Origin of the sequence: Sulfuricurvum sp. (assembly GCF_023229695.1) — a bacterium.
Taxonomy (GTDB): domain Bacteria; phylum Campylobacterota; class Campylobacteria; order Campylobacterales; family Sulfurimonadaceae; genus Sulfuricurvum.
Map to the genome: position 1 here is coordinate 23,248 of NZ_JALNYS010000013.1, position 15,204 is coordinate 38,451.

The following is a 15,204-nucleotide window of genomic DNA, read 5'->3' on the forward strand; positions in this document are numbered from 1 at the left end:
AATTGCGAAAAATTCCCTCCAAGGATAGAGACATGTTCGGACGCAAAGAACTTAAAACGTATACCGTTACCCCAGAAGAGATGGCAACCTACCAATGGGCCAAAATGACCACCGCAAAAGGGGTTATGTGGATCAAACTTTACAACGATGAAACGCCTAACACCGTTGCCAACTTCGCGGCACTCGTCAACGACGGCTACTACAACGGCCTCAACTTCCACCGCGTAATTCCAGGATTTATGGCGCAAGGCGGATGCCCGCACGGCACCGGAACCGGTGGACCGGGCTGGGCGATTCCGTGTGAAACATCCCTCAACAAACACCGTCACGTCAAAGGGACTCTCTCTATGGCACATGCGGGACCCAACACCGGCGGAAGCCAGTTTTTCATCTGTTTTGCTAGCACCCCGCATCTTGACGGCGTTCATACCGTCTTCGGCGGCATCGAAGCGGATGACAAAGAATCGATGGCGGTTCTTGACAGCATCCAAATGCGCGATACCATCGAGTCGGTTGAAATTCTCGCAGAGAAAAACTAAACCGTGCTCGTCCACATCTGCTGTAGCGTCGATTCTCACTTCTTTATCGAGAAGCTACAGCACGAATACCCTGACGAAAAACTCGTCGGGTTCTTCTATGACCCCAATATCCACCCCTACAGCGAATATCAACTCCGGCTTCTCGACGTAGAACGCAGCTGTAAAAAACTGGGAATTGAGCTGATAGAAGGGCCCTATGATTATGAAAACTGGATGGACGCCGTACGCGGCCTTGAAAAAGAACCCGAAAAAGGGGCCCGCTGCGAAGTGTGCTTCGACAAACGGTTCGACGTCAGTGCCCATAAAGCGCTTGAACTCGGTGAAACGTCGATGACCACTACCCTCCTTGTCAGCCCCCTCAAATCGCAAGAACAGCTCAAAAAAAGCGGTGATGCCTTTCATGCTTCTCACGGCGTCGAGTTTATCGCGTTCGATTACCGCAAAAACGGCGGAACCAACGATCAGGGGCGTGTCAGTAAAGAGCAGCAGCTCTACCGTCAGGATTACTGCGGATGCCTCTATGGTCTTAGTATGCAGCGCGATCAACAGCACCGTCTAACGGATGAGATGTTCTCTCCACTATCGCGTCAGATTCTTCCCGCCTCCATCGAAGAACGGCTCGAACTCTACACCCGCCGAATGGAACTCGAAGATCAAAATATCCCGTATCGTATTATTAAAGAGCGGTTTTTAAACTACCGGCTGATGCGCTCTTCCCTGAGCGTCGGCGGAACCGTCGTCACCTCCTACCCCCTTGTCTACTCGACGATCAACCGCACACAAGCACAGGGAACGATCGATTTCGAGATCGACGGACAGTTTTTCCTCAACCGCGAAGAGGTACGCTTTATTACTCTGTCTACGTTCAATACCCTCACCTCATCTGCCTATAAAAATACAAAAGAGTTGATGTTTAACGCACCGTCCATTGAGACTGAAATGGTTCTGCGGACACAACTCACTAACAGTCCGTTCAACACCTCGGCGATCATCGTCATGGATGAAATACCAACGGCTAAAATCACCCTCCTCTTAGAGACGAAAACGTATGACGATGTCAGAGAAAAGCTTATTCTTCTTTAATTAGCCTGATTTTGTTATAATAATTTTTAGATGAAGAGTTTAGAAGAGCCAAAGCAATAACATTTGCATTACAATCGTACCGAGTTTGGAATAGCTCGTCCACAGAGTGATGAGTTCTATGGACTTGCAGAGTTAGATAGGTCGCTTAATTTCTCAACCACTCCTTGATTTCCTCTTTAAAGAAAAGTGCAGTGAGGCTGATAACAGCAACTAAAATTTGAATTAATGGTAGCCATTCTATAGGCGACCTCCACATATACGAGTCCCACTTCCCCTTGTCTTGGCAAACTACACCCGTAAACGAAAAAAGCCCCGAACGGTTTCCCGCCCGAGGCTTTGCCAGTTTCTACTCATATATGTGGTCTAACTCTACCGTTTAACCAGATCTCCTAAGGGTAATCATCCCTACGATCTGATGAAATTCTAGTACTTATTGACGTTAGTGTCAATAGTGCGTATAGTTTATCTCAACCACCCATAGCATGAACCCTACACTAAAAAATCCCCCTCATTCCCGACTTGATCGGGTATATCCCTATTATCTTTCTTCAAACGAGTTATGATAGGATAAGCATGACATAAAGCACGCAAAAGAGCGGCACATTGGCGTGTCCGTAAATTTGGGCTCACTCCTATCCCATGAAAAGGGTAGCAAATCACACATCATGATACAAGGGTTCAAAGGATGCGCAAAAGTCTCATTTCCGTTATTGTATTGATCGGATTACTCCTCAGTGGCGTCAATGCCTTCGCAAAAAGCAAAGAGACCATTAAGATAGGTATTCTTGCAAAACGGGGGATACCTCAAACAATGCAGCAGTGGCAGCCATTGTCCAAGTATTTGAATCAGCAGATCCCCGCTTACACCTTTGAGATCGTACCGCTTGGTTTTAATGATCTCAATGATGCGGTGGCGTACGCGTCGGTCGATTTTGTACTGACCAATACCTTTCAGTATGTTACCTTTGAGTACCGTTACGGTGCCAGTCGAATCGCTACACTCCAAAACCACTCGGATAACGGATCAGGCCAACAGCGTTTCGGCGGAGTGATTTTTACCCATAACACCAATACCGATATTCACGCTCTGCACGATCTTCAAGACAAACGTTTTGCAGCGGTGGATCCGGCATCGTTTGGCGGATGGATTATGGCGAAAAAAGAGTTGCTTGATCACGATATACACGAGGATGATTTCTCTCAGCTTCTTTTTTTGAATTCTCACGATGCTGTCGTACGTGCGGTATTGGAAGGGCGTGTCGATGCGGGAACGGTACGCAGTGATACCCTCGAACGGATGGCAGCTGAAGGAAAAATCCGATTGGATCAGGTCCGTATTATCGCACCCAAAAACTACCCCGAATTCCCGTTTGCAGTATCTACCGCACTCTATCCCGAATGGCCCTTTGCCAAACTCTCCCATACGTCCGACACATTGGCCGAATCGGTTCTTATCGCTTTGCTTGGTATTACGCCGGAACTTGACGTTGCCAAACGGACAAGTACAGACCATTGGACGATTCCATTGGATTATTCTCCCGTGCATGATCTGCTTAAAACGTTAAATATGCCCCCTTACACTGCAGAAATCACCCTTTCGGCAGTCATACACAAGTATGCCGTGCAGATTATTTTGGCAGGGATACTCATCCTTGTCTTAAGTGCGGCAACGGTATTTATCCTTATGCTGTACCGGCAGCTGAAAAAACAGACGACCCGCATTGCCGCCCTCAACGAAGAGTTGACCCAGCAAATGGAACGTGAACACATTTTCCGGCAAATGCTCAACAGTCAAACCGCATTGACAATGCTGGGGGATGAAACCCGGATTGTTGAGTGCAACAAGGCCTTTTTGACTTTTTTCAACGTCACCTCTTCCGAAGAGATCGTTCAGCAGGGGGGAGTGTGCTCCTATTTTATGGACGGCATCAACGAAGATCAACGAGAGAGCTGTTTATCCCATATTTTTGCGATGAAACAGCAGGGGGTATACTCCAAAATTACGATCCACGATCCAGAGGGGCATCCTCGAGTCTTCCATGTCCATATCGACCGTTTTGCCCACGACACATCACTCTATGTCGTCAATCTGGTCGATATCACCTCCGGCGAAGAGCTGCATCAAAGGCTCATATTACTCCAAAAAGCGGTGGACCAATCCAGCAATACCGTTTTAATCAGCAAGATAGACGGGATCGTGGAGTATGTCAACACCTCGTTTTGTGAGTGTTGCGGATATAAAGAATCGGAGCTCATTGGGCATAATATAGAGCTTCTGAACACCATGGGGCTCAATCCGCTCGCCTCTGAAGAGCTTTATAGCACCCTATCAGAGAACAAAGTGTGGGTGGGAGAGGTAAAAAAAACCAATAAAGACGGATCCGAACATATCATCCGGATGGCGGTTTCTCCGGTAAAAGACACAAACGACACCATTACACACCTGATAGCGATCGGTGAAGACGTCAGCAAATACCGACAAATCGAAACCAAGCTGCACGAGAAAGAAAAAATGTTGTTGGCACAATCACGTCTCGCAGCGGTAGGGGAAATGTTGAGCATGATCGCTCACCAGTGGCGTCAACCTCTTGCGGTCATCCAGATGTGTTTGAGTGATTTGGAGCTTACGTTGCAGCTTATGGAACTGGCAGAACAAGAGAGTATCAAAACCATGACGGAACAGGTACAATTTTTATCCAATATTATCGATGATTTTAGCCGTTGCTTTCAAAAAGAGACCCACATAGAAACGATCGATTTTGACACGATCATCTGCAATGCGATTCGATTATTTGAAAAAAATCTAGAAAATAATCGTATCACACTGGAAAAAGAGTGCACCGTACACCTGCAAATCAATACACGACAGCAAGATGTAATACAGGTGCTCATCAATCTGATCAATAATGCCAAAGACATCTTGGTCCATCGTCACGTCGCTTCTGCAAAAATTACGCTACGAAGCCACTATGTGCAGGAAAATGGACTCTATGTTGTAGAAGTCATCGATAACGGCGGCGGCGTAGATGAAACCATCAAACATCGGATATTTGAACCCTATTTCTCAACCAAAGAGGCCCAGGAAGGGAGCGGATTGGGGCTTTACCTCAGCAAATCCGTAGTCGAAAACAATCTACACGGCTCCATCGGATTTGAAAATGTACAAAACGGTGCTTCCTTTTACATCAAAATTCCTTCCTTAGTGCTTGAGGAAAAAGAGGTGGTGAGCACTTTTTAACCACCCGTTTGCCACCGGCAAACAGGATCGTTGACTATAATTTCGTATGGAAAATTTACTGCTAACCATTTTTTTCACCGTTGCCATCGCGACGGTTCTCAACATCATCCTAAAGCGTTTCAGCATCTCGCATATCATCGGCTACATCGCGACGGGGACGATCATCAGCACCCTTTTCGGATTCAACGGTCTGGGGAACGATTCGCTGGATTTGATCGGGGAGTTCGGGATCGTCTTTTTGATGTTCACGATCGGGCTGGAACTGAGTCTGGAAAAAATCAAAAAGATGAAAGAGCTCCTCCTTACCAACGGCCTCTTGCAGGTGCTCTTCAGTGTCGTGGTGATCTTTATCCTCTCTTATTTTCTTTTTCATCTCAATTTCAACACGTCGCTCATCATCGCGTTGGCATTTTCCCTCTCATCCACCGCCATCGTCCTCACCTATCTCAAAGAGTCCAAGGATATCCACACCCCCTACGGGCAAAAATCGATGGGGATTTTGATCTTTCAAGATCTTGCCGTCATCCCGATTTTGCTCCTCATCACCTTTTTGTCCAACGATACCCTCTCATTGGGCGAAGTGATCGGAAAAACACTCCTCTCCGCCGCTTTCGTCGTCGTATTCATGTTTACGATCGGGGAAAAAATCGTCAATGCCCTGTTGCAGTTTTCAGCCAAAACGGAGCTAGAAGAGCTCTTTTTGGGTTCGGTATTCTCCATTCTTATCGGCGCTTCGCTCTTAGCGCACAGCATGGGATTTACCTACTCGCTGGGGGCATTTATCGCCGGAATGATCATCGCCGATACCCGCTATAACGTCAAAGTCGAATCAGACATCGCCAGCTACAAAGATCTCCTCTTGGGAGCCTTTTTCTTTGGGGTGGGGACGAAAATCGATATCCTCTACTTTGTCCAAAACATCCACATCATCACGTTTGTTTTCCTCTTTGCCATGCTTTTTAAAGCGCTTGTCATTTATCTCATCATTCGGCGTAACTCCGATAAAAACACCTCCGCCAAAACAGCCCTTGCACTCGCACAGATCGGGGAGTTTTCGTTTGCCGTTTTCGCAATGGCCGGTTCGGAAAAACTGATTGCTCCGGAGATGGCGAGTTTTTTGATCTTGGTCAGCGTCATTTCGATGATCCTCACCCCTTTTATCATCGGAAATATCTACAAACTCTCCTCCTATTTTGAAAAAGAGTTTTACGAATCGGACGTCATTACCCCCATCGGACGCCAAGATCACATCATCGTCGCCGGATTTGCGATGCTGGGCAAGATTGTTGCTGCCAATCTGCAAAGCAAAGGGGCCAATTTCATCATCATCTCCGACAACCTGAAACACGTTTTACACGCCAGAAAACTGGGCTACATGGCCTATTTCGGTCACCTGAACAAACTTCCCGTTCTCGAATCGCTGATGCTCAGGGAGGCCAAAGCGGTCATTATCACGATGAGCAGTGAGCAAAACCGACGGCTCATCAGCGAAGCGGTCCTAAACTACGACAAAGAGGCCAATGTCATTGTCAAAATCGACAGTGCCGAAGAGCGAAAAAATTTGAGAGATCTGAGCGAATTGGAATTTGTGGATGCCAGTTTTGAAGTAGGGAATCTGCTGGTAAAACGTGCCCTAAAAACCGGCATTTAAGCCAATTATCGTTAATTAACAAAAATTGCGGTAAAATTGGGGGATTTTTTACTCAAGGTGAATACATAGCATGTTAGATGTCGTCCAAATTCAAAAAATTTTGCCTCACCGCTTCCCGTTTCTACTGATTGATCGGATTACCGATCTTATCCCCAATACGTCGCTTGTCGGTTATAAAAACGTCACCATCGGCGAACAGATTTTCGAGGGACACTTTCCGGGACATCCGATCTATCCGGGGGTTATGATTCTGGAAGGGATGGCCCAAGCCGGCGGCGTATTAGCGTTTAAAAGCATGGAAATGAGCGAAGAAGAGGCTGCAAACAAAGTGGTCTACTTCATGAGCATCGACGGTGCAAAATTCCGTGCTCCCGTCCGCCCCGGTGACCGACTTGAATACCGCATGAGCGTTGTCAAGCACAAGGGGGCCATCTGGGTACTCTCAGGCAAAGCCTACGTGGATGACACCCTTGTCTCTGAAGCCGAACTCAAAGCCATGATCGTCGATAAGTGATCGGAGACGCATGAGCAAAATATCTCCACTCGCAGTTATTGAAGAGGGTGCCGTTATCGCCGAAGATGTTGAAATCGGACCGTTTTGTTTCATATCCGCCAAAACCAAAATCGGAAAAGGGACAAAAATTGCCGCGAGTACTTGTATCTACGGTAATACAACGATCGGTGAATACAATGAAATTTTTTCCCATGCCGTACTTGGTTCAATCCCGCAGGATTTGAAATATGCGGGCGAAGAGGTAGAACTCATTATCGGTGATCATAACAAAATCCGGGAATTCACCCTCTTTAATCCGGGAACCATCGGCGGCGGCGGCAAAACCGTTGTTGGATCGCACAATCTTTTTATGGGGTATGTCCATTTGGGACACGACGTAATCATCGGGGATCACTGTATCCTTGCCAATGCCGCTACCCTTGCGGGGCATGTCGAAATGGGGAATCACGCCGTCATCGGCGGAATGACCCCCGTCCATCAGTTTGTCAAGATCGGCGATTATGCAATGATCGCCGGCGCATCCGCCCTCTCGCAGGACATCCCCCCTTATTGCCTTGCGGAAGGGAACCGTGCGATACTGCGCGGTCTCAATCTTAACGGCCTTCGCCGTCATCTTCCACGTGGAGAGATTGATGCTCTGCGCTCCGCTTATCGAGAACTCTTCGAATCGGGCAAACCGCTTCAGGAAGCGGCTTCAGCCCTTTTAGAGAGCACTTCAAGCGAACATGTCCGTAATCTCTCTCACTTTATTATTAATACCAAACGGGGTATCCCATTTCAGAGGAGTCAATCATGATACACCGCCATTGCAGCTTTTGCGAAGCACAAGAGAGCGACCATAACCCCCTAATCGCAGGAAACAGCGTTTATATCTGTAAAAACTGTGTTTTTTCCGCCTATAAAATCATGTTTGGCGATAACGATTTAGAGCCCAAAACAACCACGCATGTCAATGCAGAACTGGTCATTCCAAAAGAGTTAAACGCCTTTTTAGGACAATACATCATCGGGCAGTCTCGTGCGCGCAAACTTCTTTCGGTTGCGGTCTATAACCATTACAAACGGATTTTCAAGCACTCTCATGTGAATGACGATACCGAAATCGCCAAATCCAACGTCCTCCTTATCGGACCGACCGGAAGCGGTAAAACCCTTATGGCACAAACCATCGCACGTGTGCTCAACGTCCCGATCGCGATTGCCGATGCGACCAGTCTCACCGAAGCGGGATACGTCGGAGAAGACGTCGAAAACATCCTGACCAAACTTCTCCAGGCAGCGGACGGCGACGTGGAGCGGGCACAGCAGGGGATCGTTTTTATCGACGAGATTGACAAAATCTCCCGAATGAGCGAAAACCGCTCCATTACCCGCGACGTTTCCGGCGAAGGGGTGCAGCAAGCATTGCTCAAGATCATCGAAGGCGCCGTCGTCAACATCCCGCCCAAGGGGGGACGCAAGCACCCGAATCAGGATTTCATCCAGATCGATACCTCCGGTATCCTTTTCATCTGCGGCGGTGCTTTTGACGGCCTAGGGCAAATCCTCGAACGTAAAAAAGGGCAAAACATCATGGGGTTCGGCCACGACAAACGCAATGCTTCCGACATCGATGACAGCTTCGAAAATATTGAGCCGGACGATCTGGTCAGTTACGGTTTAATTCCTGAACTGATCGGACGTCTCCCGATCATTGCATCGTTAAACAAAATTACCGAAGAGGAGATGGTTCAGATCCTTACCGAACCTAAAAACTCCCTCGTCAAACAATATACGAAACTTTTTGCCATCGACGATGTCGAGCTTACCTTTGAAAAAGAGGCCCTAAATGCGATAGCCGCCAAAGCACTGGCACGCAAAACCGGAGCACGCGGACTGCGCGCTATTCTCGAAGAGATCATGGGCGAAACCATGTATGAACTCCCTGAATACAGCGGCTATGAAGTGGTCATTACCAAAGAGATGGTCGAAGAGGGTGCGAAACCTGTTTATATCAAAAAAACCAACCAAAAAAGTGCATAGGAGACAAAATGCTATTTAATAAACTTATCGGTATGTTCTCCAATGACCTCTCCATCGATTTAGGGACGGCAAACACGATTGTCATTGCCAAAGGAAAAGGGATCATCATCAATGAACCTTCGGTTGTCGCCGTCAAAACGGAAAAGTACGGACAACAGCGGGTTCTGGCGGTAGGACGCGAAGCCAAAGAGATGGTCGGTAAAACGCCGGGAAACATTAAAGCGATCCGCCCGATGAAAGACGGGGTGATTGCCGATTTCGATATGACCGAAAAAATGATCCGCCGCTTTATCGAAAAAGCCCACGGGCGTACCAGTCTCATCAGCCCGCGTATCATCATCTGTATCCCCTATGGCTTAACGCAAGTCGAACGCAAAGCGGTCCGCGAATCGGCGATGAGCGCCGGAGCGCGCGAAGTGTATCTGATCGATGAGCCGATGGCCGCCGCCATCGGTGCGGGGATCGATATCCGTGAGCCCAAAGGGAACATCATCGTCGATATCGGCGGCGGTACGACCGAAATCGGCGTCATTTCACTGGGCGGATTGGTATTGTGCCGTTCTATCCGCGTAGCCGGTGATAAAATTGACCGCGCCATCATGGATTACGTCAAACGCAAATACAATCTCCTGATCGGGGAGCGGATCGCCGAAGACATCAAGATCAATATCGGTACCGCTATGCCGCTTGCTCAAGAGCTTAAAATGATTATCAACGGGCGCGACCAGGTAGAGGGTCTTTTGACCTCAATCGAACTCAGCAGTGAAGATGCCCGTGAAGCGATGCGCGATCCCCTCAAAGAGATCCTCGAAGCCCTTCGGGACGTTCTTGAAAATATGCCGCCCGATCTGGCAGGAGATATCGTCAACAACGGCGTTATCCTCACCGGCGGCGGTGCATTGATCCGCCAGCTGGACAAATACCTCTCCGAAATTGTTAAAATTCCGGTCTACGTTGCGGATGAACCGCTCTTGTGCGTAGCACGTGGAACCGGCATTGCATTAGAGGAAATTGATCAGCTCCACGAACTTTTCGATAATGAATAAAAGCAAATTTCTTCTCCTGATCTTTCTCGCGCTTAGCGTGGGAGGAGCACTCTATTTTACCAACTTTTTACAGTCACCCATCCTTTACGTCACCCATATTCTAAAATCCTCTTATCTTAACGGAACCGAATCGATACGCAACACGGTTGAAGAACATTTTAATCAACGATCCCAAATCATCGAGCTTCGAAATAAGACCCGTTACTATGAAAAAGAGTTGTTATCCCTTCACCAAATTGCCGACGAGTACCATAATCTGCTTCGTGAAGAGAACAGCACTTTGACGACACGTCCGCGTATCGACCTTGTCCGGGCCCTCTCGTACGTCCGTTTCGGCGACCCCCACAAACTCTGGATCGAGATGGAGAGGTTTGATCCGAAACGGGTCTACGGCCTCCTTTATCGCGGCTATACCGCCGGAATCGTTGTCGCAAAAGAGAACCGCCCGATGGCCCTGCTCAACGGTGACATTAAAAGTTCCTATGCCGTCAATGTCGGCAGCTCTATGGCTCCGGGCATTGTGCGCGGAAACAATACCCGCCGCCTCATCGTCGAATTTATTCCGACATGGATCCCTATTTCGGTAGGCGACGAAGTGCTCACATCCGGTCTGGATCAAATTTTTCTATCCGGTCTCAAAGTGGGTAAAGTTATTTCTATTTCACGGGCACAAGGGTATCAAAGCGCTGTTATCGAACCCTACTTTTACGGAAAGAATCCTACTTACTTTCATCTCATCAAAGAGGTGAGATAATCGGATTTTAAGTGCCTTTCGACTATAATAATAAAATTTTTGTAAGAAGGGTCACAATGCCAAAACGCGAAGACATCAAAACGATATTACTCATCGGATCGGGCCCGATCGTCATCGGTCAGGCCTGCGAATTTGACTACTCCGGAACACAAGCGGTCAAAACGCTTAAAGAGTTGGGATATCGAGTCGTTTTGATCAACTCAAATCCGGCGACGATTATGACTGACCCCGAATTTGCCGATCGTACCTACATCGAACCCATCAAACCTGAGATTATTGCCGAAATCATTAAAAAAGAGAACGTGGATGCCATCCTCCCTACCATGGGGGGGCAAACCGCTCTGAATGCCGCGATGAAAATGCACGAATTGGGATTACTGGAAGGGGTTGAATTTCTTGGTGCGAACCCAAGCGCGATCAAAAAAGGGGAAGACCGTCAGGCATTTAAAGAGTGTATGCTCAAAATCGGTATGGACCTTCCGATCTCCCGCTACGCCTACAACATGGAAGAAGCGATGGCAGCAGCCGAAGCGATCGGCTTTCCGATCATCATCCGCGCCTCCTATACCCTTGCCGGCGGAGGCAGCGGTGTCGCCTACAACATCGACGAATTCAAGCTTCTGGCTCAACGCGGACTGGACGAGTCTCCGATCACCGAAATTCTGATCGAAGAGTCCCTTCTGGGGTGGAAAGAGTACGAAATGGAAGTTATTCGTGACCGCAACGACAACTGCATCATCGTCTGCTCCATCGAAAACTTCGATCCGATGGGGGTCCATACGGGAGATTCCATCACTATCGCCCCTGCCCTGACCCTGACCGACAAAGAGTATCAGCGGATGCGTGACGCGTCGTTTGCTATTTTACGCGAAATCGGCGTCGACACGGGGGGATCGAACGTCCAATTTTCGGTTAATCCGGTAACCGGACGTATGATTGTTATCGAGATGAACCCGCGCGTATCGCGCTCCTCCGCCCTCGCGTCCAAAGCGACCGGATATCCGATCGCCAAAGTCGCCACCCTCCTTGCCGTCGGATTTACCCTCGATGAGATCACCAACGACATCACCGGCACCCCCGCAGCGTTTGAACCGGTCATCGACTACATCGTGACCAAAGTTCCCCGCTTTACGTTTGAAAAATTCCCCGAAGCCGAATCTACCCTTACCACCAGTATGAAATCGGTCGGAGAAGCGATGGCGATCGGCCGTACCTTCAAAGAATCGGTTCAAAAAGCCCTTTGTTCTTTGGAAACAGGTCTGAGCGGTTTCGACAGAATCGACGGCGATCTGGAGTTCGTCAAACACGAAATCCGCCGTCCGAACGCCGAGCGGATACTCTACGTTGCCCAAGGATTCCGCATGGGGCTAAGCCGCGAAGATATTTTTGAACTCTCGAAAATCGATCCGTGGTTCTTAACCCAAATCGAAGAGATAGTAGCGCAGGAGCCTTTGATTAATACAGCGACATTGAGCGATGAAGTGCAGCTGCGCCGCCTCAAAACAGAAGGGTTCTCGGATAAAAATATTGCTCGCCTTATCACCCAAAACGGCGGCAGCGCAAAAGAGAATGACGTCTATGACGCACGCAAGGCGTTGGGAATCGCATTTGAATACAACGAAGTCGATACCTGTGCGGCCGAATTCGGTTCATTGACACCGTATCTCTACTCCACGACCAACATCACCCGTCTCGGGCTTCAGGAGCCACGCCAAAGCGACAAGAAAAAAGTGATGATCCTCGGCGGAGGGCCAAACCGGATCGGTCAGGGGATCGAATTCGACTACTGCTGTGTCCATGCCTCGTTCGCTCTCAAAGAGATGGGGATCGAGACCATCATGGTCAACTGTAATCCCGAAACGGTCTCGACCGACTACGACACCTCCGACGTCCTCTATTTCGAACCGATCGATTTCGAACACGTCCGCTCCATCGTCGAAGCCGAACAGCCTGATGGCATTATCGTCCATTTCGGAGGGCAAACACCTCTCAAATTGGCCAACGGTCTCCACAATATCGGTGCTAAAATCGCCGGAACCTCGGCAGAGGTGATCGACCTGGCCGAAAACCGCGAAAAATTCTCGGCGTTTGTCGTCGAGCAGGGGCTCAAACAGCCGGAAAACGGTCTTTCGATGACCAAAGAAGGGGCATTCGAGATCGCTGAAAAACTCGGCTATCCGGTACTGGTACGCCCCTCCTACGTCCTCGGCGGACGGGCGATGCGTATCGTTTACAACGAAGATGAGCTTCGCACCTATATGGATGTCGCCGTCTCGGTCAGTAACGACTCTCCGGTCCTCGTCGATAAATTCCTCGATCAGGCCGTAGAGCTTGACGTCGATGCCATTTCGGACGGAACCGAAGTCTACATCGGGTCGGTTATGCAGCACATCGAAGAAGCCGGGATCCACTCCGGCGACAGCGCCTGTTCGCTTCCACCGGTCAGTCTCAGCCCGGAGCTTCAAGCGCAGGTTGAACAGCAAACCAAAAAAATCGCACTGGGTCTGGGTGTTATCGGATTGCTCAATATCCAATACGCCATTTATCAAAATGAAGTCTATTTGATCGAAGTCAATCCGCGTGCTTCGCGTACCGTCCCCTTCGTCTCCAAAGCGACCGGTATGCCGCTGGCCAAAGTCGCCACCCGCGTCATGGTGGGCGAGACACTGCGCAGCGCTCTGGCATTTTACGACCATTACAACATCGTAATGGAAGAGAACGGCTTGCTTAAGCCACGCCTGAAGGGACACGTCGCGATCAAAGAGGCGGTATTTCCGTTCAATAAACTCTACGGTGCCGATCTGGTCCTTTCACCTGAGATGAAATCTACGGGTGAAGTGATGGGGATCAGCGCCAACTTCGGCGTCAGCTTCGCAAAAAGCCAGCTTGCGGCAGGGAATAAAATCCCGACATCGGGAACCTGCTTCCTCTCTTTTATCGAACTTGACAAAGCCCATGCAGCAGAAATCGCACGCGGTCTGCACACACAAGGGTTCAAACTCGTCGCTACCCGAGGCACCCAAAAAGTGATCGAAGCGGCAGGGATTCCGTGTGAAGCCGTTCTCAAAATCTCTGAAGGGCGTCCGAATATCGAAGACGTTATGAAAAACGGTGAAATATCTCTGGCCATCAACACCTCTGATAATACCACCTCGAAAAAAGATGCGGAACAGATTCGCCAAATCGTATTACGCATGGGTATCCCCTATTTCACTACTCTCAGTGCCGCACGTGCCGCGATCGAAGCGATGACACACATGCAAGACGACACCTGGATGGCACCGCAGGCTCTGCAAGATTACCTTCTTTCCTAACCATGAAAGTTCTTCTCGCACAAACCGATACTACGGTTGGATTTCTCTCCCAAGATCCGCTGCGTCTGGGTGAGATAAAAATGCGCGATTGCGCCAAACCGTTTCTCAAAGTTTTCTCCGATTTCAAAACGCTCAAAGAACACACCCGTATTCCGAACCGCTATAAAAACTGGGTACGACGGGCAAAAAAAACGACTTTTGTCGTTAAAAATCAGGCTTTCCGTTACGTCAGTGATCCTTCGCATGCCTCCTTGATTGCCCGGCACGGGTGGTTTTACTCCACCTCCGCCAATCCAAGCGGAGGGTCGTATGAAAACCTTTTTTGTGTTCAGAATGCCGATTGGATTGTTGAAGACGATCGCGGCCTCTGTGAACTCTCCCCCTCACGCATTTTCAAATTGGGGCATCGCCGTTTCCAAAAAATACGTTAATATTACTGCAAGGAATTTTTATGAAACATATTTTTAGTACCAATACCGTCGCTCTAGGTTCGATGGGGCTTGTGATAATGGGTGCTCTCGGCGGTTGCCAGGGGACACAGGAACAAGAGCAAACCCAAGCAGCCGAAGGGCAAAACAAATTTATCGTTGTTGAGCAGCTCTCCGGCGGCAAATACGTCGTTGTCGAAGAGATGCCGACCACCGGCCCAAGCCGTGCCATTATCCGTGAAAAAGATGAGAACGGTACCGTCCATGAACGGATCCTCTCGGAAGCGGAGATGAAAGAGCTTGCCGATCAGGAATACAAAAAAATGGAAGAGGGGAAATCGGAACTTAACGCCGAACCTCAGGGTGAGGGGATGGGGTTGGCCGGTACGATCCTTGCCGCAGCCGGAGGTGCATTGTTGGGGAACATGATCGGAAATGCGTTGATGAACAACAAAAATGTTCAAAGGCATCAAGACGTCTCCAACCGCTCGGCCTATCATAAATCCGCCTCCGGGGCCACCGGAGGGAGCGCAACGTCGTCCCCTCAGAAAAAAAGCTTTTTCGGAAGTAAAAGTACCAGCTCTACCACCTCATCTAGCAGTTACGGAGGCTGAT

General features: G+C 49.0%; 12 protein-coding genes. All 12 read left to right on the top strand.

Annotated features, from left to right (window positions below; all coding sequences use genetic code 11):
* The first annotated feature begins 32 nt into the window (after positions 1–32).
* The 12 genes from M0P91_RS10290 (at position 33) to M0P91_RS10345 (ending at position 15,203) form a co-directional block, all read left to right on the top strand.
* Positions 33–539, top strand: coding sequence for a peptidylprolyl isomerase (locus M0P91_RS10290; protein ID WP_295066863.1), 507 nt, complete (start codon positions 33–35; stop codon positions 537–539).
* Between the two features lie 3 nt (positions 540–542).
* On the top strand, positions 543–1,622 hold the full coding sequence (locus M0P91_RS10295; protein WP_295066865.1) for an epoxyqueuosine reductase QueH: 1,080 nt from the start codon (positions 543–545) through the stop codon (positions 1,620–1,622).
* A 685-nt stretch (positions 1,623–2,307) separates the two neighbouring features.
* Complete coding sequence (locus M0P91_RS10300; protein ID WP_295066867.1) at positions 2,308–4,860, top strand: PhnD/SsuA/transferrin family substrate-binding protein; 2,553 nt, start codon at positions 2,308–2,310, stop codon at positions 4,858–4,860.
* A gap of 46 nt (positions 4,861–4,906) precedes the next feature.
* A complete protein-coding gene (locus M0P91_RS10305) occupies positions 4,907–6,511 on the top strand; it encodes a cation:proton antiporter (protein ID WP_295066869.1) in 1,605 nt (534 codons plus the stop codon).
* Positions 6,512–6,581: 70 nt separating this feature from the next.
* On the top strand, positions 6,582–7,025 hold the full coding sequence (fabZ, locus tag M0P91_RS10310; RefSeq protein WP_295066871.1) for a 3-hydroxyacyl-ACP dehydratase FabZ: 444 nt from the start codon (positions 6,582–6,584) through the stop codon (positions 7,023–7,025).
* A gap of 10 nt (positions 7,026–7,035) precedes the next feature.
* Entirely contained in the window at positions 7,036–7,821 is a 786-nt protein-coding gene (lpxA, locus tag M0P91_RS10315) for an acyl-ACP--UDP-N-acetylglucosamine O-acyltransferase (protein WP_295066873.1), read from the top strand.
* A complete protein-coding gene (gene clpX / locus M0P91_RS10320; RefSeq protein ID WP_295066875.1) occupies positions 7,818–9,047 on the top strand; it encodes an ATP-dependent Clp protease ATP-binding subunit ClpX in 1,230 nt (409 codons plus the stop codon). The genes lpxA and clpX overlap by 4 nt, the downstream gene beginning before the upstream one ends.
* 8 nt (positions 9,048–9,055) lie before the next feature.
* Entirely contained in the window at positions 9,056–10,093 is a 1,038-nt protein-coding gene (locus M0P91_RS10325) for a rod shape-determining protein (RefSeq protein ID WP_295066877.1), read from the top strand.
* Positions 10,086–10,847, top strand: coding sequence for a rod shape-determining protein MreC (mreC, locus tag M0P91_RS10330; RefSeq protein ID WP_295066879.1), 762 nt, complete (start codon positions 10,086–10,088; stop codon positions 10,845–10,847). Before M0P91_RS10325 ends, mreC begins: the two co-directional genes overlap by 8 nt.
* Positions 10,848–10,903: 56 nt before the next feature.
* Positions 10,904–14,161, top strand: a complete 3,258-nt coding sequence (gene carB / locus M0P91_RS10335; RefSeq protein WP_295066881.1) for a carbamoyl-phosphate synthase large subunit — start codon at positions 10,904–10,906, stop codon at positions 14,159–14,161.
* A gap of 2 nt (positions 14,162–14,163) precedes the next feature.
* Entirely contained in the window at positions 14,164–14,592 is a 429-nt protein-coding gene (locus M0P91_RS10340; protein WP_295066883.1) for a hypothetical protein, read from the top strand.
* Positions 14,593–14,612: 20 nt separating this feature from the next.
* Entirely contained in the window at positions 14,613–15,203 is a 591-nt protein-coding gene (locus M0P91_RS10345; RefSeq protein WP_295066885.1) for a hypothetical protein, read from the top strand.
* Position 15,204: the final 1 nt, after the last annotated feature.

Excerpts from the sequence above, each read along its gene's own strand:
- M0P91_RS10290 (WP_295066863.1), top strand. The coding sequence starts at position 33 with ATGTTCGGACGCAAAGAACTTAAAACGTATACCGTTACCCCAGAAGAG.
- M0P91_RS10300 (WP_295066867.1), top strand. The coding sequence starts at position 2,308 with ATGCGCAAAAGTCTCATTTCCGTTATTGTATTGATCGGATTACTCCTC.
- M0P91_RS10305 (WP_295066869.1), top strand. The coding sequence starts at position 4,907 with ATGGAAAATTTACTGCTAACCATTTTTTTCACCGTTGCCATCGCGACG.
- fabZ (WP_295066871.1), top strand. The coding sequence starts at position 6,582 with ATGTTAGATGTCGTCCAAATTCAAAAAATTTTGCCTCACCGCTTCCCG.
- lpxA (WP_295066873.1), top strand. The coding sequence starts at position 7,036 with ATGAGCAAAATATCTCCACTCGCAGTTATTGAAGAGGGTGCCGTTATC.
- clpX (WP_295066875.1), top strand. The coding sequence starts at position 7,818 with ATGATACACCGCCATTGCAGCTTTTGCGAAGCACAAGAGAGCGACCAT.
- M0P91_RS10325 (WP_295066877.1), top strand. The coding sequence starts at position 9,056 with ATGCTATTTAATAAACTTATCGGTATGTTCTCCAATGACCTCTCCATC.
- mreC (WP_295066879.1), top strand. The coding sequence starts at position 10,086 with ATGAATAAAAGCAAATTTCTTCTCCTGATCTTTCTCGCGCTTAGCGTG.
- carB (WP_295066881.1), top strand. The coding sequence starts at position 10,904 with ATGCCAAAACGCGAAGACATCAAAACGATATTACTCATCGGATCGGGC.
- M0P91_RS10340 (WP_295066883.1), top strand. The coding sequence starts at position 14,164 with ATGAAAGTTCTTCTCGCACAAACCGATACTACGGTTGGATTTCTCTCC.
- M0P91_RS10345 (WP_295066885.1), top strand. The coding sequence starts at position 14,613 with ATGAAACATATTTTTAGTACCAATACCGTCGCTCTAGGTTCGATGGGG.